The organism is Herbaspirillum sp. (assembly GCF_035644555.1).
Lineage (GTDB): Bacteria > Pseudomonadota > Gammaproteobacteria > Burkholderiales > Burkholderiaceae_D > Herbaspirillum.
The window spans coordinates 61,306-84,979 of sequence record NZ_DASQOH010000070.1; the positions used below are offsets into that span (position 1 = coordinate 61,306).

The 23,674-nt window shown below is 63.9% G+C and carries 18 protein-coding genes; 5 read left to right on the forward strand and 13 right to left on the reverse strand.

Annotated features, from left to right (window positions below):
* Positions 1 to 54: 54 nt before the first annotated feature.
* The 5 genes from folK to VE092_RS19230 form a co-directional block, all read right to left on the reverse strand.
* Positions 55 to 540, reverse strand: coding sequence for a 2-amino-4-hydroxy-6-hydroxymethyldihydropteridine diphosphokinase (gene folK / locus VE092_RS19210; RefSeq protein ID WP_324879560.1), 486 nt, complete (start codon positions 538 to 540; stop codon positions 55 to 57).
* Between the two features lie 6 nt (positions 541 to 546).
* Complete coding sequence (gene pcnB / locus VE092_RS19215; protein WP_324879562.1) at positions 547 to 2,163, reverse strand: polynucleotide adenylyltransferase PcnB; 1,617 nt, start codon at positions 2,161 to 2,163, stop codon at positions 547 to 549.
* Entirely contained in the window at positions 2,160 to 2,843 is a 684-nt protein-coding gene (locus VE092_RS19220; RefSeq protein ID WP_324879564.1) for an HAD family hydrolase, read from the reverse strand. The genes pcnB and VE092_RS19220 overlap by 4 nt, the downstream gene beginning before the upstream one ends.
* A complete protein-coding gene (gene hda, locus VE092_RS19225; protein ID WP_324879566.1) occupies positions 2,840 to 3,556 on the reverse strand; it encodes a DnaA regulatory inactivator Hda in 717 nt (238 codons plus the stop codon). The genes VE092_RS19220 and hda overlap by 4 nt, the downstream gene beginning before the upstream one ends.
* 123 nt (positions 3,557 to 3,679) lie before the next feature.
* Positions 3,680 to 4,762, reverse strand: a complete 1,083-nt coding sequence (locus VE092_RS19230) for an AI-2E family transporter (protein WP_324879568.1) — start codon at positions 4,760 to 4,762, stop codon at positions 3,680 to 3,682.
* A 103-nt stretch (positions 4,763 to 4,865) separates the two neighbouring features.
* On the opposite strand from VE092_RS19230, the gene purM reads away from it, so the two are divergent.
* Positions 4,866 to 5,909 (forward strand): phosphoribosylformylglycinamidine cyclo-ligase, encoded by a 1,044-nt coding sequence (gene purM, locus VE092_RS19235; RefSeq protein WP_324879570.1) that lies wholly within the window; start codon positions 4,866 to 4,868, stop codon positions 5,907 to 5,909.
* A 130-nt stretch (positions 5,910 to 6,039) separates the two neighbouring features.
* Here the strand turns inward: purM and VE092_RS19240 are convergent, their stop codons facing one another.
* From VE092_RS19240 to VE092_RS19260, 5 genes are all read right to left on the reverse strand, one after another.
* Positions 6,040 to 6,918, reverse strand: a complete 879-nt coding sequence (locus tag VE092_RS19240; RefSeq protein WP_324879572.1) for a peptidase — start codon at positions 6,916 to 6,918, stop codon at positions 6,040 to 6,042.
* A 172-nt stretch (positions 6,919 to 7,090) separates the two neighbouring features.
* On the reverse strand, positions 7,091 to 8,107 hold the full coding sequence (locus tag VE092_RS19245) for an alpha-E domain-containing protein (protein WP_324879574.1): 1,017 nt from the start codon (positions 8,105 to 8,107) through the stop codon (positions 7,091 to 7,093).
* A 2-nt stretch (positions 8,108 to 8,109) separates the two neighbouring features.
* Positions 8,110 to 9,537 (reverse strand): circularly permuted type 2 ATP-grasp protein, encoded by a 1,428-nt coding sequence (locus VE092_RS19250; protein ID WP_006461771.1) that lies wholly within the window; start codon positions 9,535 to 9,537, stop codon positions 8,110 to 8,112.
* Positions 9,538 to 9,795: 258 nt separating this feature from the next.
* Complete coding sequence (locus VE092_RS19255) at positions 9,796 to 10,239, reverse strand: cupin domain-containing protein (RefSeq protein WP_006461770.1); 444 nt, start codon at positions 10,237 to 10,239, stop codon at positions 9,796 to 9,798.
* A gap of 76 nt (positions 10,240 to 10,315) precedes the next feature.
* Positions 10,316 to 10,972, reverse strand: a complete 657-nt coding sequence (locus VE092_RS19260; RefSeq protein WP_006461769.1) for a glutathione S-transferase family protein — start codon at positions 10,970 to 10,972, stop codon at positions 10,316 to 10,318.
* A 357-nt stretch (positions 10,973 to 11,329) separates the two neighbouring features.
* On the opposite strand from VE092_RS19260, the gene VE092_RS19265 reads away from it, so the two are divergent.
* The 4 genes from VE092_RS19265 (at position 11,330) to VE092_RS19280 (ending at position 19,700) form a co-directional block, all read left to right on the forward strand.
* On the forward strand, positions 11,330 to 12,556 hold the full coding sequence (locus VE092_RS19265) for a polyhydroxyalkanoate depolymerase (protein WP_324879578.1): 1,227 nt from the start codon (positions 11,330 to 11,332) through the stop codon (positions 12,554 to 12,556).
* A 238-nt stretch (positions 12,557 to 12,794) separates the two neighbouring features.
* Entirely contained in the window at positions 12,795 to 16,172 is a 3,378-nt protein-coding gene (locus VE092_RS19270; RefSeq protein WP_324879580.1) for a transglutaminase family protein, read from the forward strand.
* A gap of 80 nt (positions 16,173 to 16,252) precedes the next feature.
* Positions 16,253 to 18,754 (forward strand): circularly permuted type 2 ATP-grasp protein, encoded by a 2,502-nt coding sequence (locus VE092_RS19275; RefSeq protein ID WP_324879582.1) that lies wholly within the window; start codon positions 16,253 to 16,255, stop codon positions 18,752 to 18,754.
* Positions 18,755 to 18,761: 7 nt separating this feature from the next.
* On the forward strand, positions 18,762 to 19,700 hold the full coding sequence (locus VE092_RS19280) for a transglutaminase family protein (RefSeq protein WP_414653512.1): 939 nt from the start codon (positions 18,762 to 18,764) through the stop codon (positions 19,698 to 19,700).
* A gap of 15 nt (positions 19,701 to 19,715) precedes the next feature.
* On the opposite strand, the gene VE092_RS19285 is transcribed toward VE092_RS19280, so the two are convergent.
* The 3 genes from VE092_RS19285 to VE092_RS19295 are packed head-to-tail and all read right to left on the reverse strand — an operon-like array spanning position 19,716 to position 23,635.
* Positions 19,716 to 21,767 carry a sodium:solute symporter family protein gene (locus VE092_RS19285; RefSeq protein WP_324879586.1) on the reverse strand — a complete coding sequence of 684 codons (2,052 nt, stop codon included), beginning with the start codon at positions 21,765 to 21,767 and terminating at the stop codon, positions 19,716 to 19,718.
* Positions 21,757 to 22,041, reverse strand: coding sequence for a DUF4212 domain-containing protein (locus VE092_RS19290; RefSeq protein WP_324879588.1), 285 nt, complete (start codon positions 22,039 to 22,041; stop codon positions 21,757 to 21,759). Before VE092_RS19290 ends, VE092_RS19285 begins: the two co-directional genes overlap by 11 nt.
* Position 22,042: 1 nt before the next feature.
* Positions 22,043 to 23,635, reverse strand: coding sequence for a sensor histidine kinase (locus tag VE092_RS19295; protein ID WP_324879589.1), 1,593 nt, complete (start codon positions 23,633 to 23,635; stop codon positions 22,043 to 22,045).
* Between the last annotated feature and the right edge of the window lie 39 nt (positions 23,636 to 23,674).

A 23,674-nucleotide genomic window follows, 5' to 3' on the forward strand; every position in this document is an offset into this window, starting at 1 on the left:
CTCCCGCAGATCCAGTGTGAACCGGCCCCCAGGGATATAACCGGCGCGGGCGGCTCACAGCCTGCTGATCGGCTGGTCCGTGATCGCGGTCAGCAAGCCACGCGCCGGTCCCAGTCCGGGAATCTCCACCGTTTCATCGATCTCCAGCATGGGCACCAGCACGAAGGCGCGCTGCGCCATGCGCGGATGCGGGACCGTCAGTTCGGTGCTGGCGATGCTGCCGTTCCCATACATCAATACATCCAGATCGAGCGTGCGGGGCGCATTGCGATAGGGCCGTTCACGCCCGTGTTGCAATTCGATCGCCTGCAGGGCGTACAGCAGTTCCAGAGGGGCCAGGGTGGTGCGGAGCAGCGCTACCGCATTGACGTAGTCGTCGCCGCTGGAGTCGATCGGGGCTGTGCGGTACAGCGAGGAGCTGCGTAACAGGCCCGAGTGCGGCAGATGCGCCAGCCGGACGATGGCCTGTTCGACCGTGGCCCGGGCATCGCCCAGGTTGCCGCCGATACCGATCCAGGCCAGGGTGCCAGGCTGGTCCATGGGTGCTTACTGATCTTCGCCAGTGGGCACCGCGTCGGCACCTGCGCCACTGGTACTGGTGCGGCTGCGGCGACGGCGGCGTTTGGGGGCTTCGGCGCTGCTGCCATCGCTGCCTGTGTCGGCTGCTGCCGTGGCAAGCTTTTTGGGGGCCGGGTCGGCCACTTCCGCCGGTGCGGTCGGCTGGTCGTCACCGCCATCGCTGCCGGCACTCTCGCCAGCGGACTTGCTGCGGCTGCGGCCACCGCGGCGCTTGCGCTTCTTGGGCCCGGCGCCGGCACTGGTGCCGCCAGTCTCGGGCGGCTTGCGGGCGATCAGTTCTTCGCGTTCGGCGCCATTGCCGGCGATGAAGGCTTCCCACCATTCGCCCAGTTCGGCATCGAGTTCACCGGATTGGCAGCGTAGCAGCAGGAAGTCGAAACCGGCGCGCAGGCGCAGGTGTTCCAGCAGCTTGTAAGGGGCCTTGCCGACGCGGCGCTCGAAGCGTGGCTGCATGGCCCAGATGTCGCGCATGTCGGAGGCGATCTTGCGCTGCAGGGCCAGCTTTTCGGTCTGGGCATCCAGCACATCGTCGGCGGCCAGATGCAGCGCGGGAATCGGATACTCGCCGGCAGCCTGGTAGGCGCGCCACTTTTCCAGCACCTGATGCCACAGCAGCGAGGCAAACAGGAAGCCCGGCGAAACGCCCTTGCCTTCCTTGACGCGGGCGTCGGTATTGGCCAGCGCCAGGGTGACGAACTTTTCTCCCAGCGGCTGTTCCAGCACCACGTCCAGCAGCGGCAAGAGGCCGTGATGCAGGCCTTCCTTGCGTAACTGCTGCAGGCAGGCCAGGGCATGACCGCTCATCAGGAGCTTGAGCATTTCGTCGAATACGCGCGCGGCGGGCACGTTGTCGATGAGCGGCGCCATCACGCGGATCGGCGCACTGCTGGCCGGGTCGATGGTGAACTTGAGCTTGGCCGCGAAGCGCACCACGCGCAGCATGCGCACCGGGTCTTCGCGATAGCGCGCTTCGGGCTCGCCGATGATGCGCAGCTTCTTGTCGCGGATGTCGGCGATGCCGCCGTGATAATCCAGCACCGTCTGGCTGGCCGGATCGTAGTACATCGCGTTGATGGTGAAGTCGCGCCGGGTGGCGTCCTCGTGCTGTTCACCGAAGGTGTTGTCGCGCAGTACGCGACCATGCTCGTCCTTGGGCGCGGCTTCGGCCGAGGCGCCACGGAAGGTGGTGACCTCGATCAGTTCCTGTCCGAACATGACATGCACGATCTGGAAGCGGCGGCCGATGATGAAGGCGCGGCGGAACAGTTGCTTGACCTGTTCCGGTGTGGCGTTGGTGGCCACGTCGAAATCCTTGGGCTTGATCCCCAGCAGCAGGTCGCGCACCGCGCCGCCGACGATGAAGGCCTTGTAGCCGGCTTCCTGCAGGGTCTGGGTGACGCGTACCGCATTGGACGAGACCAGGGCTGGATCGATGCCGTGCTGCCTGGGACCGAGCACGTCGGGCTCGATCTTGCCGCCGGCGGCACCGGCCTTGGCCCGCGATTTCTTGGCCGGTTCGGCGCTCTCGGCGTCGGCCGCTGCCTTGCCACGGCCAAGGATGGAGCGAATCAGTTTCTTGATCATTGCGGGTGGCCGTCGGCGAAGAGGTTCAGCACCGGCCAGCCACGCGACTGCGCATGCGCCAGCAGCTTGTCGTTGGGGTTGGTGGCGATGGGGTCGGTGACGCGTTCCAGCAGCGGGATGTCGTTCTGCGAATCACTGTAGAAGTAGCTGCGTTCGAACTTGTCCAGGGTGTGGCCGAGGCGGTCCAGCCAGGCTTCGGTGTGGACGATCTTGCCCGGGCCGAAGGTCGGCGTGCCGCGCAGCTTGCCGGTCAGGTTGCCCAGCTCGTCCAGTTCGGGCAGGGCGGCGATCAGGTGTTCCACGCCGAAGTGCGAGGCGATGGGTTTGGTCACGAAATGATTGGTGGCAGTGACGATGGCCACCAGGTCGCCGGCGTCCAGGTGCTTCTTTACCAGGGCCACGGCTTGCGGCAGGATGGCCGGCTTGACCACTTCGTCCATGAACTGCTGGTGCATCTCGTCGAGTTGCTCGCGCGAAAAGCGCGACAGATTGCCCAGGGCGAACTCCAGATAGGCGACCGGATCGAGCGTACCGTTCTGGTAATGGGCGAACCATTGATCATTGGCTTTCCGGAAGCTGTCGGCATCCACGGCGCCGATGCGCGCCATGAATTCGCCCCACTCGTGGTCGGAGTCGAGCGGCAGCAGGGTATGGTCGAGATCGAAAAGGGCGAGGTTCATTGTTCTCCGGATTCCTGTTGTAACAGTTCGCGTAGCAAGGGGAGGGTGATGGCGCGCTTGGTGGCCAGCGAGTAGCGGTCCAGCGCGTCGAGCATGCGCGACAGCGAAGGCATGTCGCGCCGGTAGTGGGTGAGCATGTACATCATCACTGCCGGGGGGATTTCCAGGCCGCGATCCAGCGTGATCTGCAGCAGGGCGGCGATCTTCTCGTCGTCCGAGAGATCATGCACCTGGTAGATCAGACCCCAGCCCAGGCGGGTGCGCAGGTCTTCGCGCAGCTCCAGCCGGGTCGGCGGCAGGGTGCCGCTGCAGACCATGCAGCCGCCCTGTTCGCGGATCTGGTTGAACAGGTTGAAGGCGGCGATCTGCTGTTCCTCGAACAGCTGGTCGACGTCGTCGAGCAGGTAATGGCTGGTGCGGGGGCTGTATTCGAAGGCCGACTCGGGCGAGTCGGCGTGGATCAGGCGGGCATGATTGCCTTGCTGGCCGGCCTTGGTGGCCAGGGCGTGCAGCAGGTGGCTCTTGCCAGCCCCGGCTTCGGCCCAGAGATAGATGAAGCGATCGGTGCTGGCACTGCCGGTATGGGTGGATTTGCCCACGCCGGCAGAGGCCAGCAGCTTCAAGCGCTCCAGCAGTTCTGCGTTGCGGCCGGTCACGAAGCTGTCGAAGCTTTGCGGCTGGTCCGCGCTCAAATCGAGCGGAATCTGTTTCATCGGCGTGTATCAGCTACGGGTGCCGCAGTTGTGCTGCGGCAAGTTAATGCAGGTCGGCGCGCGGCGCCGGACACTGCGCAGCTTCCCGGTCCTGCATGGAGGCTGTGATAAGACATGGACACTCTAGCGGTTGTAAAAATTGCTGGCCAGGTACTCGCGTCGCACATGCATGGCGATCACCGAGACGATGGCCGAGGCCGGCAGCGCCAGCAGCACGCCGACGAAGCCGAACAGCTGACCAAAGGCCAGCAGGGCGAAAATCACCACCAGCGGATGCAAGCCGATACGCTCGCCCACCAGCTTGGGCGTAAGGATGAAGCTTTCCAGCACCTGTCCCACGCCATAGATCAGAGCGACCCACAGCAGGCCGATGGCACCATCGAACTGCAGGATCGCCGCCAGGATCGCCAGCACCAGCCCCAGGCCGAAGCCGACGTAGGGGATGAATACCAGCAAGCCTGTCAGTACGCCCACCGGCAGCGCGCTGTCGAAGCCTGCCACCGTGAGCGCAACCGAATAATAGACTGCCAGCACCAGCATCACCAGCAATTGTCCGCGCAGATACTGTCCCAGCAGTCCATCGACCTCGGCGGCCATGGTATTGACACGGCCGGCCCAGCGGCGTGGGATCATGATCTGCAGCCGCTTGAGGAAGGGATGCCAGTCCTGCAACAGGTAGAACAACACCATCGGCACGAACAGCAGGTTGGCCAGCCATGTCAGCAGCGCCGTGCCGCCCACCCGGGCCGAGGCCAGCACCGAACTCCACAGCTCGTCGCCACTGGTGCTGATCTGCTGCGTGAGCAGGGCCTTGATGCCGGCCAGGTCCAGACGCACGTCAATGCCCAGCTGGTGTAGGCGTGGCGAGAGGAAGGCGTTCAGCTTGTCCAAGAGCGGCGGCACCTGGGCCTGCAGCAACGGGATCTGGCGCAGCACCAGCGGCACCACGATCAGCACCAGCGCCAGGCCGGCCAGGATCAGCAGCAACACCATGATGGTCACGCCCACGAAACGCGGCACCCGCACCGGACCCAGCCGCCGACTGGCGATCCAGTCCACGCCCGGGTTGAGCGCATAACCGAGGATGCCGGCGGCGACGAAGGGGGACAGCATCGGCCCCAGCGCCACCAGCAGGGACAATAGCAAAATGCCGACAATCAGCCACGCCAGGTTTTGTTTTTGCTCTTCGGACAAAGAAAAAGGCATGGATTCGGAGTTCGGGAGTGTCGGTTTTGTTAAAATCACGCTTTGGCAGGGCGTTCTCACACTGAATCCCCTATTTTACCGTCTTCACTGGCAATATTTCATCATGACTTCACCTTCCAATGTCTCCCTCTCCTACCGTGACGCTGGCGTCGATATCGATGCCGGTGATGCCCTGGTCGAAGCGATCAAGCCGTTCGCCAAGCGCACCACCCGCGAAGGCGTGCTGGGCGGCATTGGCGGCTTCGGCGCCCTGTTCGAGATCAGCAAGAAATACAAGGAACCGGTGCTGGTGTCCGGCACCGACGGCGTGGGCACCAAGCTCAAGCTGGCTTTCCATCTGAAGCGCCACGATACGGTCGGTATCGACCTGGTGGCCATGAGCGTCAACGACATCCTGGTGCAGGGCGCAGAGCCGCTGTTCTTCCTGGATTACTTTGCCTGCGGCAAGCTGGACGTGCCCTCGGCCACCGATGTCATCAAGGGCATCGCTGCCGGTTGCGAACAGGCCGGTTGCGCCCTGATCGGCGGTGAAACCGCCGAAATGCCCAGCATGTACCCGGACGGTGAATACGACCTCGCCGGCTTTGCGGTGGGCGCGGTGGAAAAGTCCAAGATCATCGACGGCACCAAGATCGCCCCGGGCGACGTGGTGTTGGGCCTGGCTTCCTCGGGCGCGCACTCCAACGGCTACTCGCTGGTGCGCAAGATCCTGGACGTGGCCAAGCCGGACCTGGAGGCCGACTTCCACGGCCGCAAGCTGGCCGACGTGCTGATGGCCCCGACCCGCATCTACGTCAAGCCGCTGCTGTCGCTGATGGAAAAGCTGGAAGTCAAGGGCATGGTCCACATCACCGGTGGCGGCCTGGTCGAGAACATCCCGCGCGTGTTGCAGGACCACCTCACCGCCGAGCTGGACGCCAAGTCCTGGACCATGCCGCCGCTGTTCACCTGGCTCCAGCAGCACGGTGGCGTGGCCGATGCGGAAATGCACCGCGTCTTCAACTGCGGCATCGGCATGACCGTGATCGTCTCCCAGGAAAACGCGGATGCCGCCGAAGCCCACCTGAAGGCCGCTGGCGAGACCGTCTACCGTATCGGTACCATCCGCGCCCGCGCCGAGGGTGAAGCCCAGACCATCGTGCGTTGAATGGTGTAAATCGTTTCGCAAAATGAAAAAGGCTGCTTTGATGCAGCCTTTTTCATTTTTGCGGGGCTTTCCCGATGTGTGGCGACTTGTCTTGCCGGGATGACACCGAATTTCCTGAGAGAAATTTTGACTAGCCCGCCTGTCCTACATCCCCATCCTGCTCCGCCAGGATCTGCCGCGGTACCGCCTGCAGTCCGCGCGCCACGCCATTGGGCGGGGGCACGCGTACCGGCTCGCTGATGTCGGTGGCGGTGGAAAGCACGTTCAAGGTATCTTCCGGCAGGGCATCCCAGACCGGATCGTCGATGGCCTCGAAGACGCGCTTGAGCTGAGAACCCCAGCTGCGGCGGATCATCTGGAAATAATGGTTCTGCTCGTCGATGGTGACGAAGCGGGTCACGGCCAGGTCTTCGCTCTCATAGACCAGCAGGTCCAGCGGCAGGCCGACCGAGATGTTGGACTTCAGCGTCGAATCCATGGAAATCAGCGCGCACTTGGCCGCTTCGTCCAGCGAGGTCTGCGGGGTGACCACGCGGTCGATGATGGGCTTGCCGTACTTGGATTCGCCGATCTGGAAATAGGTGTTCTCATCGTGCGACTCGATGAAGTTGCCGGCCGAGTACATCTGGAACAGGCGGCAGCGCTCGCCCCGAATCTGGCCGCCGAAGATGATGCTGACGTTGAAATCGATGCCGAACTTGTTGAGTTCGGCCGCCTCGCGGTCGTGCACGGCGCGGATGGCGTCGCCCAGGATCTGGGCGGCTTCGTACATGGTGGTCGCGGTCCAGATGCTTCGCCCCTCGGCATTGGTCCGGTCGGTCAGCATCTGGCGGATGGATTGCGAAATCGACAGGTTGCCGGCGGTCATCAAGACCATCACGCGGTCGCCCGGATTCTCGTAAACACTCATCTTGCGGAAGGTGCCGATATGGTCCACTCCCGCATTGGTGCGCGAATCGGACAAGAACACCAGGCCGCTGTTGAGGCGCATGGCTACGCAGTAGGTCATGATGGAATCTTGGTACTTGGAAACGTAAAGCCGGATTTTACCGTAAGGCCCGGCGCCAGAGCGTGCGCGCCGGGGGCATCTGTCGTGACGTACCTACAGTAACGGCCTGTTTCCGGAAAAGATGACAGCGGCTGTGCTCCTTTCTCATGCTGCAGAGCACAGCCAGAGCCACTTACGCTGCCAAAGGAACAAGAAAATCGCGGCTGATGCGATTGCCCAGCTCGAAGATGCGTTCCAGGAATTCGGTCAGGGTGTCGTGCAGACCGGCTTCCAGGATTTCCTCGATGCGGGCGAACTTCAGGTCGGCATGGAGCTTGCCGGCGAAGCGCTCGGTGTCGGCCGAGACATCGTTGCGCACGTGGTGCAGGTTGGAGATCACATTGCCCATGCAGGCCAAGAGCGAGCGCGGCATGTCGGCGCGCAGGATCAGCAGTTCGGCCACGCGCTCGGGGGTGATGACGTCGCGATAGACCTTGCGGTAGATCTCGAAGCCGGACACCGAACGCAGGATCGCGGCCCAGTAGTAGAAGTCCAGTTGCCCGGCTTCGTCGCGTGCGGCCTGGCTCTGTGATTGGGATTGGGACTGCGATTGGGACTGCGACTGGCCGTTCTGCTTCTGCGATTGCGTTTCCTTGGCGCCGTGGAACTTGACGTCGATGATGCGCGCGGTGTTGTCGGCACGTTCCAGGAAGGTCCCCAGGCGGATGAAGTGGAAGGCCTCATCCTCCAGCATGGTGCCGATGGTCACGCCCCGTGACAGGTGCGAGCGATGCTTGACCCACTCGAAGAAATCGCTGGGGTTCTGCTCCAGCGCATTGGTCTGCAGGTAGGACTGCATCTTGATCCAGGTGGCGTTCTGGATTTCCCAGGCTTCCGTGGTCAGTGCGCCGCGCACGGCACGCGCATTCTCGCGGGCCTGGCGCAGGCAGGATGCGATCGACGACGGGTTGTTGGGATCACGCACCATGAAGTCGATGACGTCCTTCTGCGTGAGCTTGTCGTATTTCTGGCTGTAGCCATAGAGCAGTTCCGAGATGCCCAGCACGGCGCGCCAGCCCTGCTCGGCGTCGTCGGTCGATTGCGGCAGCAGCGCGGTCTGCACATGCACGTCGAGCATGCGGGCAGTGTTCTCGGCGCGCTCGGTGTAGCGGGCCATCCAGAAGAGGTGATCGGCGGTGCGGCTCAACATCGTTATTTCTCCAGAATCCAGGTGTCCTTGGTGCCGCCGCCCTGCGACGAGTTCACCACCAGCGAGCCTTCTTTCAGGGCCACGCGCGTCAAGCCGCCCTTGACCATCGTGATCTGCTTGCCCGACAGCACGAACGGGCGCAGGTCCAGGTGGCGCGGCGCGATGCCGGACTCCACATAGGTCGGGCAGACCGACAGTGCCAGCGTGGGCTGGGCGATGTAGCCGTCGGGCTTGGCGATGATGCGGGCACGGAAGTCCTCGATCTCCTGCCTGGTCGAGGCCGGGCCGACCAGCATGCCGTAGCCGCCGGCGCCGTGGACTTCCTTGACCACCAGCTTTTCCAGGTTGGCCAGCGTGTAGGAGAGGTCCTCCTTCTTGCGGCACTGGTAGGTCGGCACGTTGTTGAGGATGGGTTCTTCGGAAAGGTAGAAACGCACCATGTCCGGCACGTAGGGATAGATCGATTTGTCGTCGGCCACGCCGGTACCGATGGCATTGGTCAATGTGACCTTGCCGGCGCGATAGGCTTGCAGCAGTCCCGGTACGCCCAGCGCCGAATCGGGGCGGAAGGCCAGCGGATCGAGGAAGTCGTCGTCGATGCGGCGGTAGATCACGTCGACCCGCTTGGGGCCGCGCGTGGTGCGCATGTAGACCACGTTGTCCTTGACGAACAGGTCCTGGCCTTCGACCAGTTCCACGCCCATCTGCTGGGCCAGGAAGGCATGTTCGAAGTAGGCCGAGTTGTACATGCCCGGGGTCATCACCACCACCGTCGGATCGGTCACGCCGGCAGGGGCCACCGAGCGCAGATTGTCCAGCAGCAGGTCGGGATAGTGATCGACCGGCGCGATCTTGTGGCGCTTGAAGAGATCGGGGAAGAGCCGCATCATCATCTTGCGGTTTTCCAGCATGTAGGACACGCCGGAAGGCACGCGCAGATTGTCTTCCAGTACGTAGAACTCGCCCTCGCCGGCGCGCACGATGTCGACCCCGGCGATGTGCGCGTAGATGTCGTTGACCACGTTCACATCCTGCATCTCGCGCCGGTACTGGGCGTTCTGGAAGATCTGCTCGGGCGGGATGATGCCGGCCTTGACGATCTTCTGCTCGTGGTAGATGTCGTGGATGAACATGTTGAGCGCCTTGACGCGCTGGACCAGCCCGGCTTCCAGCTTGGCCCATTCGGCCTTGTGGATGATGCGCGGGATGATGTCGAAGGGGATCAGGCGTTCGGTGCCGGCATCGTTTCCATAGACGGCGAAGGTAATGCCGACGCGGCGGAAGATCAGGTCGGATTCGGCACGTTTGCGGGCGATGATTTCCGGCGATTGCGCGGAAAGCCAGCTGGCGAATTCTGCATAGTGCTGACGCACTTCACGATCTTCGCTGCCGGAGCCTCCTGAATACATCTCATCAAAAAAATGTGCCATAGGTTTGCTTCGCGTTCCCGTGGGGAGCGGGAATCTTTCTAAGTAGGTTGTAACGAAAACAGAGGCGGTAGGTACGGCAAAACACCAGCGGGATTGCAGGGTGAAGCAATGACCCTAGGGGACTGCAGCGGCACGCCAGAGCGGGCGTGCACGAAGAAAGACTAACAGAGCCCTGAAATTTTTGACAGTGGAAAATTGCACGCTTTTGCTCCTCTCATGCGCGGGCCTGCAGCCATGGCAGGCAGACCCGCATTGGCTTCAGTTGTTCCATGGAGTGGGTGCAGGTACCTCGCAGGGCGCCGGCATGTCGATGGTCTTGAAATCGGCCGGACTGACGATTTCCAGATACTCCATGTCCGGTGAATAGTCGAACAGGAAGTGCACGATGCCCGGCCTCTGGTGCACGCAGTCGCCGGCCTTGACCAGCGTGACCTCGGTGTCGTACATGAAGCGCGCCCAGCCCTTGAGCATGATGACGATGTGGAAGTTGGCCTCGTGCCGATGCCATCCGGTGCCGGTCTCGGGTGCCATGTTGGCCTTGACCAGTTGCGCCACCACCTGGCCGCCGGTGGCTGCGGCGATACCCAGGTCGCGGTAGAGGAAGAAGTCGCGCAGTCCGCCCGTTTCATAGGGCGTGTCGCCCTCGCTCACATGCGAGAAGGTGTTTTGCGCCAGTACGCTTGCATCAGCTACGGTATTCATCACATCCATCCTTTCTGCGGTCTCCCGCAATGGGCCTGCGACAAAAAACGGGCGCGATCCTCTTCAATGCGGCGCCCTAGAATTCCACGTCGAGCTCGTCGATATCCTCCGGCTCCTTCTTGGCGGCGGTGATCCATTCCTGCATCTCCGGCATGGCCATGATGCGCTTGGCATAGGCAGTGCAGACGGGATCGAGTTTGACGTCATAGGTCATGAAGCGCGTGACCACCGGGGCATACATGGCATCGGCCATGGTGCGTTGTTCGCCGAACAGGAAAGGCCCGCCGTACTTGGCCAGGCATTCCTTCCAGATGGTGGTGATGCGCACGATGTCGGCTTCCGCGCGCGACCACACCTTGAAGTTGGGGAAGTGTCCCTTGAGATTCATCGGCAGCGCTGCGCGCAGGGCCGAGAAGCCGGAATGCATTTCGCCGCAGACCGAGCGGCAATGGGCGCGGGCGGCCAGGTCGGAGGGCAGCAGCTTGGCGCCGGGGCGGATTTCATTGAGATATTCGGCAATGGCCAGCGTATCCCATACCAGTACATCGCCATGGTGGAGGCTGGGTACCAGGATGGAGGAAGACAGGAGCAGGATCTCTGCCCGTGCCGACGGGTCGTCCGGCGGCACGATGTCTTCCTCGAAGGAGAGCCCCGCGAACCTGGCCATGAGCCAGCCGCGCAGGGACCACGAGGAGTAGTTCTTGCTGGTGATGCGCAAAGTCGTCTTAGGCATGTCAGTCCTTTTTCTGTTTTGTGCAGGTTGACTTTGGGCACGCTGCCGCATCAGCGGCGGTGTCATCTTCATCATCTTGATCAGCCCTTCCTGTCTGCGCGTCAGGAAAGGCGCAGGCCGTCATCGGCATGCAAGGGGAGTGCTTGCAAAGCTTGTGCCAGCTCGCGGGAAAAGCCTGCGCATTGCGGCAAGGGGTTTCCGTGCGGCTATCAACGCCACTGCACGGCCCGGAAAAGCGGTCGGCGGCGGCGTTTGCTGCCCTTCGATGGCACGACAATGGCACGACAATTGCATCCCGTGGTCAGCGAGCGGCAGTCAAGGAAACCAAGAAGAGACACTCCCGAGGGCGGCGTTTTCATGATCAATACCTATCAGCTCTACCAGAACTACGCCGACGCCACCGATCCACTGCGGGCCTGTGCCCGCATGATGGCGCCCATGCTGGGCATGACCTGGCCCGGCGTGCCGGCCCAGCCCTATCTGCGCAAGATGGCGTCGGCCTGCGAGGTTTTTGCGCGCACGCAGCTGACCCATAGCCGCCCACCTTTCGCCATCGGCGAGGTGCTCGACGGTGGACGCACAATTGCGGTGCACGAGGAGGAAGTCGCCGGCACACCCTTCTGTGGCCTGCTGCATTTCCGCAAGGAAACCTCCGCCCATCAACCCAAGGTGCTGGTCGTAGCGCCCATGTCGGGCCACTTCGCCACGCTGTTGCGCGGTACCGTCAAGACCTTGCTGCGCGACCACGACGTCTACATCACCGACTGGCGCAATGCACGCGACATTGCCCTGGAGCACGGCCCTTTCGGCCTGGATGAATACGTTTCCCATGTGATCCAGTTCCTCACCGTGCTGGGGCCGGGTGCCCACCTGCTGGCGGTGTGCCAACCCACGGTGGCGGCATTGACTGCGGCAGCGATCATGGCTGAGGAAAACCATCCGGCCCAGCCGCGCACCATGACCCTGATGGCGGGGCCGCTCGATACCCGGGTCAATCCCACCGCCGTCAATGCGCTGGCCAAGAGCAAGCCGATCAGCTGGTTCGAGAAGAACATGATCAGTACCGTGCCGGCCCGCCATGCGGGTGCGGGGCGGCGCGTCTATCCCGGCTTCGTGCAACTGGGTGCGTTCATGAACATGAACCTGAACCGCCACGTGGACGCCTTCCGCAAGCTCTACCATCATCTGGTCGAGGGCGAGGAGGCGCAGGCGGCGCAGATCAAGGATTTCTACGAAGAGTATTTCGCCATGTCCGACCTGCCGGCCGAGTTCTACCTGGAAACGGTGCGCACAGTGTTCCAGGAACACGCGCTGCCGCTGGGCAAGCTGACCTATCAAGGGCGCGTGGTGGAGCCGCGCGCCATCCGCCGCACTGCGCTGTTCACCATCGAAGGCGAGAAGGACGACATCTGTGCTGTCGGCCAGACCGTGGCCGCACAGGAAATGTGCAGTAGCATTCGGCCGTATATGCGCATGCACCATGTTCAGACGGCGGTCGGCCATTACGGCGTCTTCAATGGGCGGCGCTGGGAGAACGAAATCTATCCGCGCCTGCGGGATTTCATTAATATGCATCACAGGTGAGCCCGATCCCAGTCACCGTCCGGGTCGAGAAGACTTAGTTTTCCGGATCAGAAATCCAGGTTTTCCGGCACCAGGCATCGTCACTCTCACATACACTCACAGCGAGGTCGCCCGCAAGGAATGTCACCAGGAAAGTAATCAGGCGGTAAGAAAAACAAGGTATGCATGACATCTGTCGCCGCATGTCACCAACCACCAAGCCCTGCGCTTGATCATTTGCTTGTCGTAAAGGAATTCCATGTCGATCCACGTGGCCCTGAACCATGTCACCTCCTACCAGTACGACCGTGCCATCAACCTGGGGCCGCAAGTCATCCGCTTGCGTCCCGCTCCGCATAGTCGTACCCGCATCCTGAGCTATTCGCTGCGGGTCTTGCCCGAGCCGCATTTCATCAACTGGCAGCAGGACCCGGAATCGAACTACCTGGCGCGCCTGGTCTTCCCGGAGAAGACCACCGAATTCAAGATCGAAGTCGATCTGGTGGCCGAGATGTCGGTCATCAATCCCTTCGATTTCTTCCTTGAACCGTATGCCGAGCAATTCCCCTTCGAGTACGCCGAGGACCTGCAGAACGAACTGATGCCATACCGGCAGAAACTGCCGCTGTCGCCGCTGTTCAAGAAATTCCTGGACAGCGTTCCGCGCGAGAAGGTGGGCAGTGCCAATTTCCTGGTGGCGCTGAACCAGAAGCTGGCTTCGCACATCGGCTACACCATCCGCATGGAACCGGGCGTGCAGACGCCGGAAGAGACACTGGAACTGCAGTCCGGCTCCTGCCGCGATTCGTCCTGGTTGCTGGTGCAGTTGCTGCGCCACCTGGGGCTGGCGGCGCGTTTCGTCTCCGGCTACCTGATCCAGCTGACGGCCGACCAGAAGTCGCTCGACGGTCCTTCCGGTCCCGAGGCCGATTTCACCGACCTGCACGCCTGGTGCGAGGTCTACCTGCCGGGTGCCGGCTGGGTAGGGCTGGACCCGACCTCGGGCCTGTTTGCCGGCGAAGGACACATCCCCTTGTCCTGCACGCCGGAGCCGGCATCGGCCGCACCGGTGAGTGGGCTGGTCGATCCCTGCGAAGTGGAGTTTGAACACCTGATGTCGGTCAAGCGCATCTGGGAAGCGCCGCGCGTGACCAAGCCCTATACCGAGGAGCAGTGGGCCGCGATCGAACAGCTGGGCCATGCCATCGATGCCGACCTCCAGGCCAATGACGTGCGCCTGACCATGGGCGGCGAGCCGACCTTCGTCTCGTTGGATCATCCGGACGAGCCGGAATGGAATACCGCCGCCATGGGCCCGACCAAGAAGCCGCTGGCAGCCGAGCTCTACCATCGCATGCGCAACAGGTATGCGGTCCATGGCCTGCCGCATTTCGGCCAGGGCAAGTGGTATCCGGGCGAGCAACTGCCGCGCTGGGCGCTGAACTGCTACTGGCGCCGCGATGGCGAACCGATCTGGATGAATCCGGCCCTGATCGGTGACGAGACCCGCCCCAACGTGGTGGACAAGATCGTCACCAGCCATTTCCTGCACCGGGTCGCGCAACGTCTGCAGGTGGATGGCAAGAACGTCTTCCCGGCCTACGAAGACGTGTTCTACTACATGTGGCGCGAGCGCCGCCTGCCGGGCAATGTCGATCCCTTCGACTCGCGCGTGGATGACAAGCAGGAGCGCGAGCGCCTGATGCGCGTGTTCACCCAGGGCCTGCAAAGCGCGGTGGGGCATGTGCTGCCGCTGGCGCGACGCGACGACGGGCGCGGCTGGCAGAGCGGGGCATGGTTCCTGCGCAGCGAGCGCTGCTATCTCTATCCCGGCGATTCGCCGCTGGGTTATCGCCTGCCGCTGGATTCGCTGCCATGGGTCAAGGAAGGCGAATACCCCGCCGTGTATCCGGCCGATCCGGCGCAGAGCTTCAGGCCCCTGCCCAGCAACGCCGAGATCCGCCGCCAGATGGGCAGTCCGCAGGAGCCGGCCGGACGCGGCGCCAAGGCTGCCGGCGTCGCTGCGGCCGTCGCGGGCGACACGCGGGCGCGCGCGGCCGCCGCCCCGTCGCAGAACAGCCAGCCGGTGCCGGACCACCTGGAATCGGCCAACTGGATCACCCGCACCGCGCTCTGCGCGGAGGTGCGCAATGGCGTGTTCTACCTGTTCATGCCGCCGCTGGCGCAACTGGAACATTACCTGGAACTGGTGGCGGCCATCGAGGCGGTGGCCGAGGAGCTGAAGCAGCCGGTCCTGCTGGAAGGCTACGAGCCGCCGCACGATCCGCGCCTGCGCAAGTTCAGCGTCACCCCCGACCCGGGCGTGATCGAGGTCAACATCCAGCCGGCCAACAACTGGAGCGAACTGGTCGAGCAGACCACGCACCTGTACGACGCCGCCCGCGCCTCGCGCCTGACCACCGAGAAGTTCATGCTAGATGGCCATCACTCCGGCACCGGTGGCGGCAACCACATGGTACTGGGCGGCATCACCACCGGTGACTCACCCTTCCTGCGCCGGCCGGACCTGTTGCGCAGCCTGATCTCCTACTGGCACAACCATCCCTCGCTGTCCTATCTGTTCTCGGGCATGTTCATCGGCCCGACCTCGCAGGCGCCGCGTATCGACGAAGCGCGCAATGACTCGACCGTGGAAATCGAGCTGGCCTTCACCGAGATGGAACGGCAGATGGGCCAGGGCGTCTGCCCGCCCTGGCTGGTGGACCGCCTGCTGCGCAACCTGCTCATCGACGTGACCGGTAATACGCACCGCGCCGAGTTCTGCATCGACAAGCTGTATTCACCCGACAGTGCCACCGGCCGCCTGGGCCTGCTGGAACTGCGGGCCTTCGAGATGCCGCCGCATGCGCGCATGAGCCTGACCCAGCAGCTGCTGCTGCGCGGCCTGGTGGCGCGCTTCTGGAAAGACCCGTACAAGCCGGCACGGCTGGTGCGCTGGGGAACCGAGCTGCATGACCGCTTCCTGCTGCCACATTTCATCGAACAGGACTTTGCTGATGTGATGGCCGACATGAACGAGGCTGGCTATCCCATGCGCGCCGAGTGGTTCGCACCGCACATGGAATTCCGCTGCCCGAAGATCGGCGACTATAACGTCAAAGGCATGCAGATCGAATTGCGCACGGCGCTGGAGCCCTGGCACGTGCTGGGCGAAGAGAACAGCGGCGGCGGTACTGCGCGCTATGTCGATTCCTCGCTGGAGCGCCTGCAGGTCAAGGTCAGCGGCATGGCTTCGGACCGTTACGTGCTGACCTGCAATGGCGTTTCGGTGCCGTTGCAGCCTACCGGCACGGTCGGACAGTTCGTCTCGGGCGTGCGTTACCGCGCCTGGCAGCCGCCATCGGCGCTGCATCCGACCATCCCGGTGGATTCACCGCTGACCTTCGATCTGGTCGATACCTGGAACGGCCGCAGCCTGGGCGGTTGCCAGTACCACGTGGTGCATCCGGGCGGGCGTAACTACGAGACCTTCCCGGTCAATGCCTTCGAAGCGGAAAGCCGCCGCCTGGCGCGCTATTTCCGCATGAACCATACCCCGGGAAAATTACGGGTCACCCCGGCGCGGGCGTCTATCGAGTTTCCTTTTACGTTAGACTTACGCTACTTCAAAAACTGAACCGGGCGCGGTGTCCTGCCGCCTCTGGCACTGCGCGCGGTGCAAGCCGGCGCGCAGTGCAGCCCGGTCGCCAATGACCTATGCCCCAGCGCCTACTGGAAAGCTATCCGGTAGCCAGCGATCGTTATGACGAGATGCTGGCGGCCGACGGCCGCCTGCGCCCGCACTGGCGTACGCTGATCGACCAGCTGGAAAACCTGTCGCCGGAAATGCTGCGGCGGCGCGCCAACGAGGTGCGCGACGCCATCGCTTCCGATGGCGTGACCTACAACGTCTACGCCGATCCCAAGGGCGCCAATCGGCCGTGGGAACTGGATCTGCTGCCGCACCTGGTGTCTTCCGAGGAATGGGATTTCCTGGAACGCGCGGTGGCGCAACGGGCGCGCCTGATGAATGGCCTGCTCTCCGATATCTACGGACCGCAGAGCCTGATCGCCGAAGGTCTGCTGCCACCGGCGCTGGTATTCGGCCAGCATGGCTACCTGATGCCCTGCCATGGCTGGCAGCCGCCGGGGGGTGTGCATCTGCATGCCTATGCGATCGACCTGGCGCGTTCGGCCGATGGCACCTGGTGGGTGGTCTCGGACCGTACCCAGGGGCCATCCGGGACCGGCTATGCGCTGCAGAACCGCCAGATCATGGCGCGCGCCATGCCCGAGGCGCTGCGCGACATGCACGTGGAGTCACCGCATCGCTACTTCCATACGTTGCGGGCGATGCTCACGCGGCTGGCGCCGGCCCAGGGCGAGGTGCCGCTGATCGTGCTGCTCACGCCCGGCCCTTACAACGAAACCTATTCCGAGCATGCCTTCCTGGCGCATACGCTGGGTTTCCCGCTGGTGGAAGGGGTGGACCTCACGGTGCGGGGCGACCAGGTCTTCCTGAAGACCCTGAACGGACTGCGCCGGGTGCACGCCATCCTGCGCCGCATGGACGACGACTATTGCGATCCCCTGGAGCTGCGTGCCGATTCTGCCCTCGGTGTGCCCGGGCTGACGCAGGCGGCGCGTCTGGGCAATGTGGTGATCGCCAATTCGCTGGGCAGCGGGGTACTGGAATCGACTGCGCTGCATGGCTTCCTGCCGGCCATCAACGAGCGTCTGTTCGGCGAGTCCTTGATGCTGCCCTCGGTGGCTTCGTGGTGGTGCGGTGAAAAGCCGGCGCTGGACTATACGCTGGCGCATCTGGATGACCTGGTGATCGTGCCGGCATTTTCCTCCATGCGCATGCAACCGGTGTTCGGCCATGCGGTCGTCGGTGCAGCGCGCCGGCGCCTGGTCGAAAGCCTGCAACTGCAGCCGCATGCCTACGCCGCGCAGGAATGGGTCAGGCTGTCGCAGGCGCCGGTGATGTCGCGCAGTGGCGACTATCGCCTGATGAACCGCACCATCAGCCTGCGCGTATTCGCGGTGGCCGATGGCGAGGGCTGCTACCAGGTGATGCCTGGCGGGCTGACCCGCGTGGCGCCGCGCCAGCGGCGCGACGTGGTCTCGATGCAGCAGGGCGGCACCAGCAAGGATGTGTGGGTGCTGCGCGAAGCGGAGCGGCCAGCGCCCAGCGTGGTCGAGGGTAGTCATGGTGCCGAAAACGTCACCGTCATCAAGGGCACGGTCGATGTCTCCTCGCACTCCGGTGAAAACCTGTTCTGGATGGGGCGCTATTCGGAGCGCGTGAAGAATCTCGCGCGCCTGCTCCGTACCACGCTGGAGTACACCATGGATGGCCAGAGCGAGAGCCGGGGCATGCTCGGTAGCGTTTCCTGGATCTGCAGCCAGCTGGGCGTGCAGATGCCCAAGTCGGAGCCCCGTCCGACCATCACCGGTCTGCAGCAGAGCCTGCAGGCGGCGGTGGTCGATCCCTCGGCGCCGGTCAGCGTGGCCACGCAGTTGCGCCAGCTGGCCAACGCCGCCTACCAGGTGCGGGAGCATCTGTCGCTGGACAACTGGCATGCGCTGACCAAGATGCCGGCCATGGTGCAGGAACGCATCAATACCCCGGCCGCCGCGCAGCAGGTGCTGGGCAACGTGATCGATGCCTGTTCCGGCCTGGCCGGGCATGCGCTGGACGACATGACGCGCGACGCCGGCTGGCAGTTCCTGATGGTGGGCCGTCACATCGAGCGCATGGCCAACATGGCCGCGCTGTTCGACAACTTCCTGCGGTTGCCGCCGCAGCGCCAGACGGCGGCGCTGTCGTGGCTGCTGGAATCGGCCAGCAGCATCGTCACCTATCGCGTGCGCTATCGGCGTACACCGGAATGGCTGCCGGTGCTGCACCTGTTGGTGTTCGACGCCAGCAATCCGCACGGCATGGCCTACCAGTTCCGCATGCTGCAGCAATACATCAGCGACATCGCACAGCAGCTGGGCCTGCTCAGCATGAGCATTCCCACTCATCTGTCCAGCCAGCTGGAGGCCATGAACCTGAGCGAATTCGCCCATGATCATCCCGAGGTGGAACAGGCCAACGCACGCCTGACGCAATTGATGCGTGACGCCGTCAGCGGCGGCTACATGCTCTCCGATGATCTCTCGCGTCATTACTTCACGCCGCTGACCGCGCCGGTCAGCCAGGGGGTCTGAAATGAGCATGGACAGCCAGCGTGTGGTCTACCGCATCCATCACCAGACCACCTACCGTTACGCTCTGCCGGTGCGCCTGTCGCATCAGGTGCTGCACCTGACGCCGCGTGAGCTGCCGTGGCAGCAGTGCCTGTCGCACACGGTCAACGTGGCGCCGGCGCCGCAGCTGGTGCGCAGCTATGCCGACAATTTCGGCAATATCATCAAGGCCTTTTCCCTCGATACCGACCACACCAGCCTGGACGTGCAGGCCGATTCCTGGGTCGCGCTCACCCCGCGCGGGCAGCCGCCGGATAGCATGGCCTGGGATGAGGCCGCCATGACGATGGCCTATCACGGCGGCCGGACGATGGCGCCGGGGATGCTGGACGCTTCCAATTTCCTGTTCGAATCCTCGCACGTTCGCATCAAGCGCGAATTCATCCGCTATGCGGCCGAGTGCTTCGTGCCCGGCCTGTCGGTGGTGGAGGGAGTGCGTGCGCTGATGCTGCGCATCCATGAGGAGTTCGCCTTCGACCCGGCCGCCACCACCGTATCCACCCCGGTGACCGAGGTCTTCGTCAACCGGCGCGGAGTGTGCCAGGACTTTGCGCACCTGATGCTGTCCTGTCTGCGCTCCATCGGCCTGGCGGCGCGCTACGTCAGCGGCTATCTGCTCACCGATCCGCCGCCGGGGCAACCGCGCCTGATCGGCGCCGACGCCTCGCATGCCTGGGTCTCGGTCTATTGTCCCGGTGCCGATGGCGGCGAAGGCAGCTGGATCGATGCCGATCCGACCAATGGCATCTTCCCCGATACCAGCCATATCACGCTCGGCTGGGGCCGCGATTTCCTGGATATCTCGCCCTTGCGCGGCGTACTCATCGGCGGTGGCCAGCAGAGCATGCAGGTGGCGGTCACCGTGATGCCGGGCGAAGAGGCGCGAGGGCTGCAACTGTCGATCTGAGCTGGTGCTCCGCGCTCAGGGAGTGCGGATATGGTCGATCAGCGCAATGGTGGCTTCATCCGGCGGTGGCGTGAGCAGGCTGACGATGATCATGGCGGCCATGCCCACCGGGACACCGAAGATGCCCGCCGAGATCGGCGCGATGTGGAACCATTGTCCGGCCGCGCTTCCGCCGAAGGAGGGATTGGTGTGCAGCATGTAGTACACGCACATCACGAAGCCGCACAGGATGCCGGCAATCGCGCCGGGCTGGTTGGCGCGCTTCCAGAATACCCCCAGTACCAGCGCCGGGAACAGCGTGGAGGCCGCCAGCGAAAACGCCGCGCCCACCATCGACAGGATGTCGCCGGGCTTGAGCGAGGCCGCATAGGCCGCCAGCAGCGCCACCACCAGCAATAGCAGCTTGGAAATGGTGACCCGCTTCTGGGTCGAGGCGCTGGGATCGACCACCTTGTAGTAGACGTCGTGCGAGAGCGCATTGGAGATGGTCAGCAACAGGCCGTCGGCGGTCGACAGCGCCGCCGCCAGTCCCCCTGCGGCCACCAGGCCGGATACGAAATAGGGCAGGCCGGCAATCTCCGGCATGGCCAGCACGATGATGTCGCCATCCATGGAAATCTCGCCCAGTTGCACCAGCCCGTCGCGGTTCAGGTCATTGATGGAGAGCAGCGGATTGAGCTTGTCCATGTTGCCCCAGTAATAGACCCAGTCCGGCAGGTGACTGTAGCTGCTGCCCACCAGTGAGGTATAGATGTCGTACTTCACTAGCACCGTCAGCGCCGGCACGGTGAGGTAGATCAGCATGATGAAGAACAGGGTCCAAAACACCGAGGTGCGCGCGCCAGCCACGGTGGGCGTGGTGTAGTAGCGCATCAGGATGTGCGGCAACGCGGCCGTGCCCAGCATCAGGCAGAACACCAGGGCCAGGAAGTTGTTGCGCTTGATGTCGGAGCTTTGCTTGTCGCGCCCGGGGAAGGGCTCGGTCTGCGACATCGGCGGTTGCGCCCGCGTCAGGTTGGCGGCGCGTGCCTCGGTCCATTTGCGTTCGGCTTCCTCGGGGGACTTCGGATAGGACGATAGCGCCCGGCTGGCGGCCTTGATCTCGGCCAGCGAAGCGTGCGTATCGCGGCGGATCTGGTCGGCCTGGTTCTGCGCTTCCACCCGGCCGTCCAGCCAGGATTGAGGCAGGTGCTGCAGGCGCCGTTCGTAGTCGTCGGCGCGCGCCTGGAAGATCTGGCGTACTTCCTTTTCCTTGGGGTCTTCTTCCAGCCTGTGTTCCATGGCGCTGAGTTTGGGCAGTACCGCGCCATAGGCCACCGGCGGCACCGGTATCGTGGCATGCTTGGCCGAGAGCCAGATCACCGGGATCAGGTAGGCGAACAGGATGATGATGTATTGCGCCACCTGGGTCCAGGTGATGGCGCGCATGCCGCCCAGGAAGGAACACACCAGGATGCTGGCCAGGCCGAGGAAGATGCCGATGGAAAAGTCGATGCCGGTGAAACGCGAGGTGATCAGGCCCACGCCATAGATCTGCGCCACTACATAGGTGAAGGAAATGAGGATGGTGGCCGCCACCGCCAGGATGCGGATGAGGTTGGCGCCATGGCTGCCGGCGCGCCCGGGATAGCGGGCGGCGAGGAAGTCGGCGATGGTGTACTGGCCGAACTTGCGCAGGTAGGGCGCGATCAGCAGCGCCACCAGACAATAGCCGCCGGTCCAGCCGAGGATGTAGGCCAGGCCGTCGAAGCCCTGCAGGTAGAGGCCACCGGCCAGGCTGATGAAGGTGGCCGCCGAGATCCAGTCGGCGGCGGTGGCCATGCCGTTGAAGAGTGGCGGCACGCGCCGTCCGGCGACATAGTATTCGGGCACGTCGGAGGTGCGGCAGACCACGCCGATGCCGGCATACAGGCCGATGGTGACGAACAGGAACAGATAGCCGATCCACGAGCGCGGCATGCCTTCGCGTTCCAGGATGGCCAGCACGCACAGGAAGGCGATGAAGCCCAGCGTGTAGAAACCGTAGTAGCGGCACAGGCGCCGGAAGAAGTCCTTGTTACTCTCCATGCCAGGGCTCGCCTTGTTCACGTCTGACCAGTTGTTCGATGCGCCGCATGCGGCGTACGTAGATGACGACGATGGCCAGGTAGATCAGCATCATGCCCTGGGCCGCCATGTAGAAGGAGATCGGCCAGCCGAACAGGTGTACCTGGTCCAGCTCGCGCGCGAAATAGATGAAGAAGAACGTGGCCAGGAACCACAGCGCCAGCAGCCAGCCCGTCATGCGGCGCGTGCGGTGCCATTGGTTGCCGGGGTCCGGTGCGGGGGAGCCTTGGTCCATGTCAGGTGATATCGTCGAAGAAGGGTGTGCGCGGCATCATGCGAAAGCTCACGCGGAACAGGCAGCCTGGCTGGCGCGGATCGCTGCTGCGCGGATTGGCGGTGATCTCGACGGCGGCATCGTGCTGTTGCGCGATCTCACGCACGATGGCCAGGCCCAGTCCGCTGCCGGTACTGGGTGTGCCGAGGATGCGGTAGAAGCGTTCGAAGACGTTGGCGCGCTCGGCGGCAGGGATGCCGGGGCCGTTGTCCTCCACTTCCAGGATCGCCAGGCCGCCGCCCTCGTCGGTGCGCGCGCGCACGGTGACGCGGCCGCTGCCGTCATGCGGCGTGTAATGCAGCGCATTGTCCAGCAGGTTGGACAATAGCTCGCGCAGCATGATGGCGTTGCCGGTGATCATGATCGGATGGCCGGGTTGTTCGAACCCCAGGTCGATGCGCTGGGTGAAGGACATCGGTACCCAGTCCTGCACCACGCTGCGCACCAGTTCGTTGAGTTCCAGCGCAGCCATGCCGCCGGACTGCGATTGCGGGTTCTCGGCGCGGGCCAGCGAGAGCAGCTGGTTGACCAGCCGGGTGGCACTCTCCGAACTCTTGGCCAGCTGTTCCAGCGAGCGGCGCACGTCGACCTGATCATCCTGACGCAGCGCCAGCTCGGACTGCATGCGCATGCCGGCCAGCGGCGTCTTCATCTGGTGCGCGGCATCGGCGATGAAGCGCTTCTGGATGGCAATGGTCTGCGACAGCCGCGCCAGCATGTCGTTGAGCGAGCGCACCAGCGGCGAGATCTCTTCCGGCACCTGACCGGAGTCGATGGGCGAAAGATCGTCGGGTCGGCGCGCGCGGATGCGCTGCTGCAGCTCTGACAGGGGCGACAGGCCGCGCGAGAGGGCGAACCAGACCAGCGCCAGCGCCACCGGCAGGATCACGAATTGCGGCAGGATCACGCCCTTGATGATTTCATTGGCCAGCTGGGCGCGCTTTTCCAGGGTTTCACCGACCTGCACCGTCGCCAGCCGTGGTTCGTGGCGGGCGGCACGCTGGGCCGGGCTGCGCCGCAGGTCTACCTGCAGGGTGGCGATGCGCACGTCGCTGCCGTGCAGGATGTCGTTGCGGAACTGGACGGTGCCGATGGTGCCGCGGTCCTCTTCGGCCGGCGGTTGCGGCATGTCGACGTCGCCTTCCACATATTCGCCATCGGGACCGGTGACCTTGTAGTAGATGTTGTCGATATCGTCGGCACGCAGCAGATCGCGGGCCGAGACCGGCAGGCGCGCCACCACCTTGCCATTGACTTCCGAGACCTGCTGGGCGAGCACCGTGACGCTGTCTTCGAGGGCACGGTCGAAGGGCTGGTTGGCGATCGACTGAGCGATCAGGTAGGTGATGGCGATGCTCATCGGCCACAACAGCAGCAGCGGGGCCAGCATCCAGTCGAGGATCTCGCCGAACAGCGAGCGCTGGATGCGCTCCACCGGCTGCGTGGCCAGGGCGGCGCGGCGCTTCTTGCGGGGTGTCTGGCCGGGCTGGGCTTCGGTGTGCGTCTGCGGCTCGGGGGTGGCGGACGCTGCGGAAGAGGGATCACGCGCTGTCATGACGGATCAGCGCAGGCGCGCGTGCGATGTGTGAGGGGG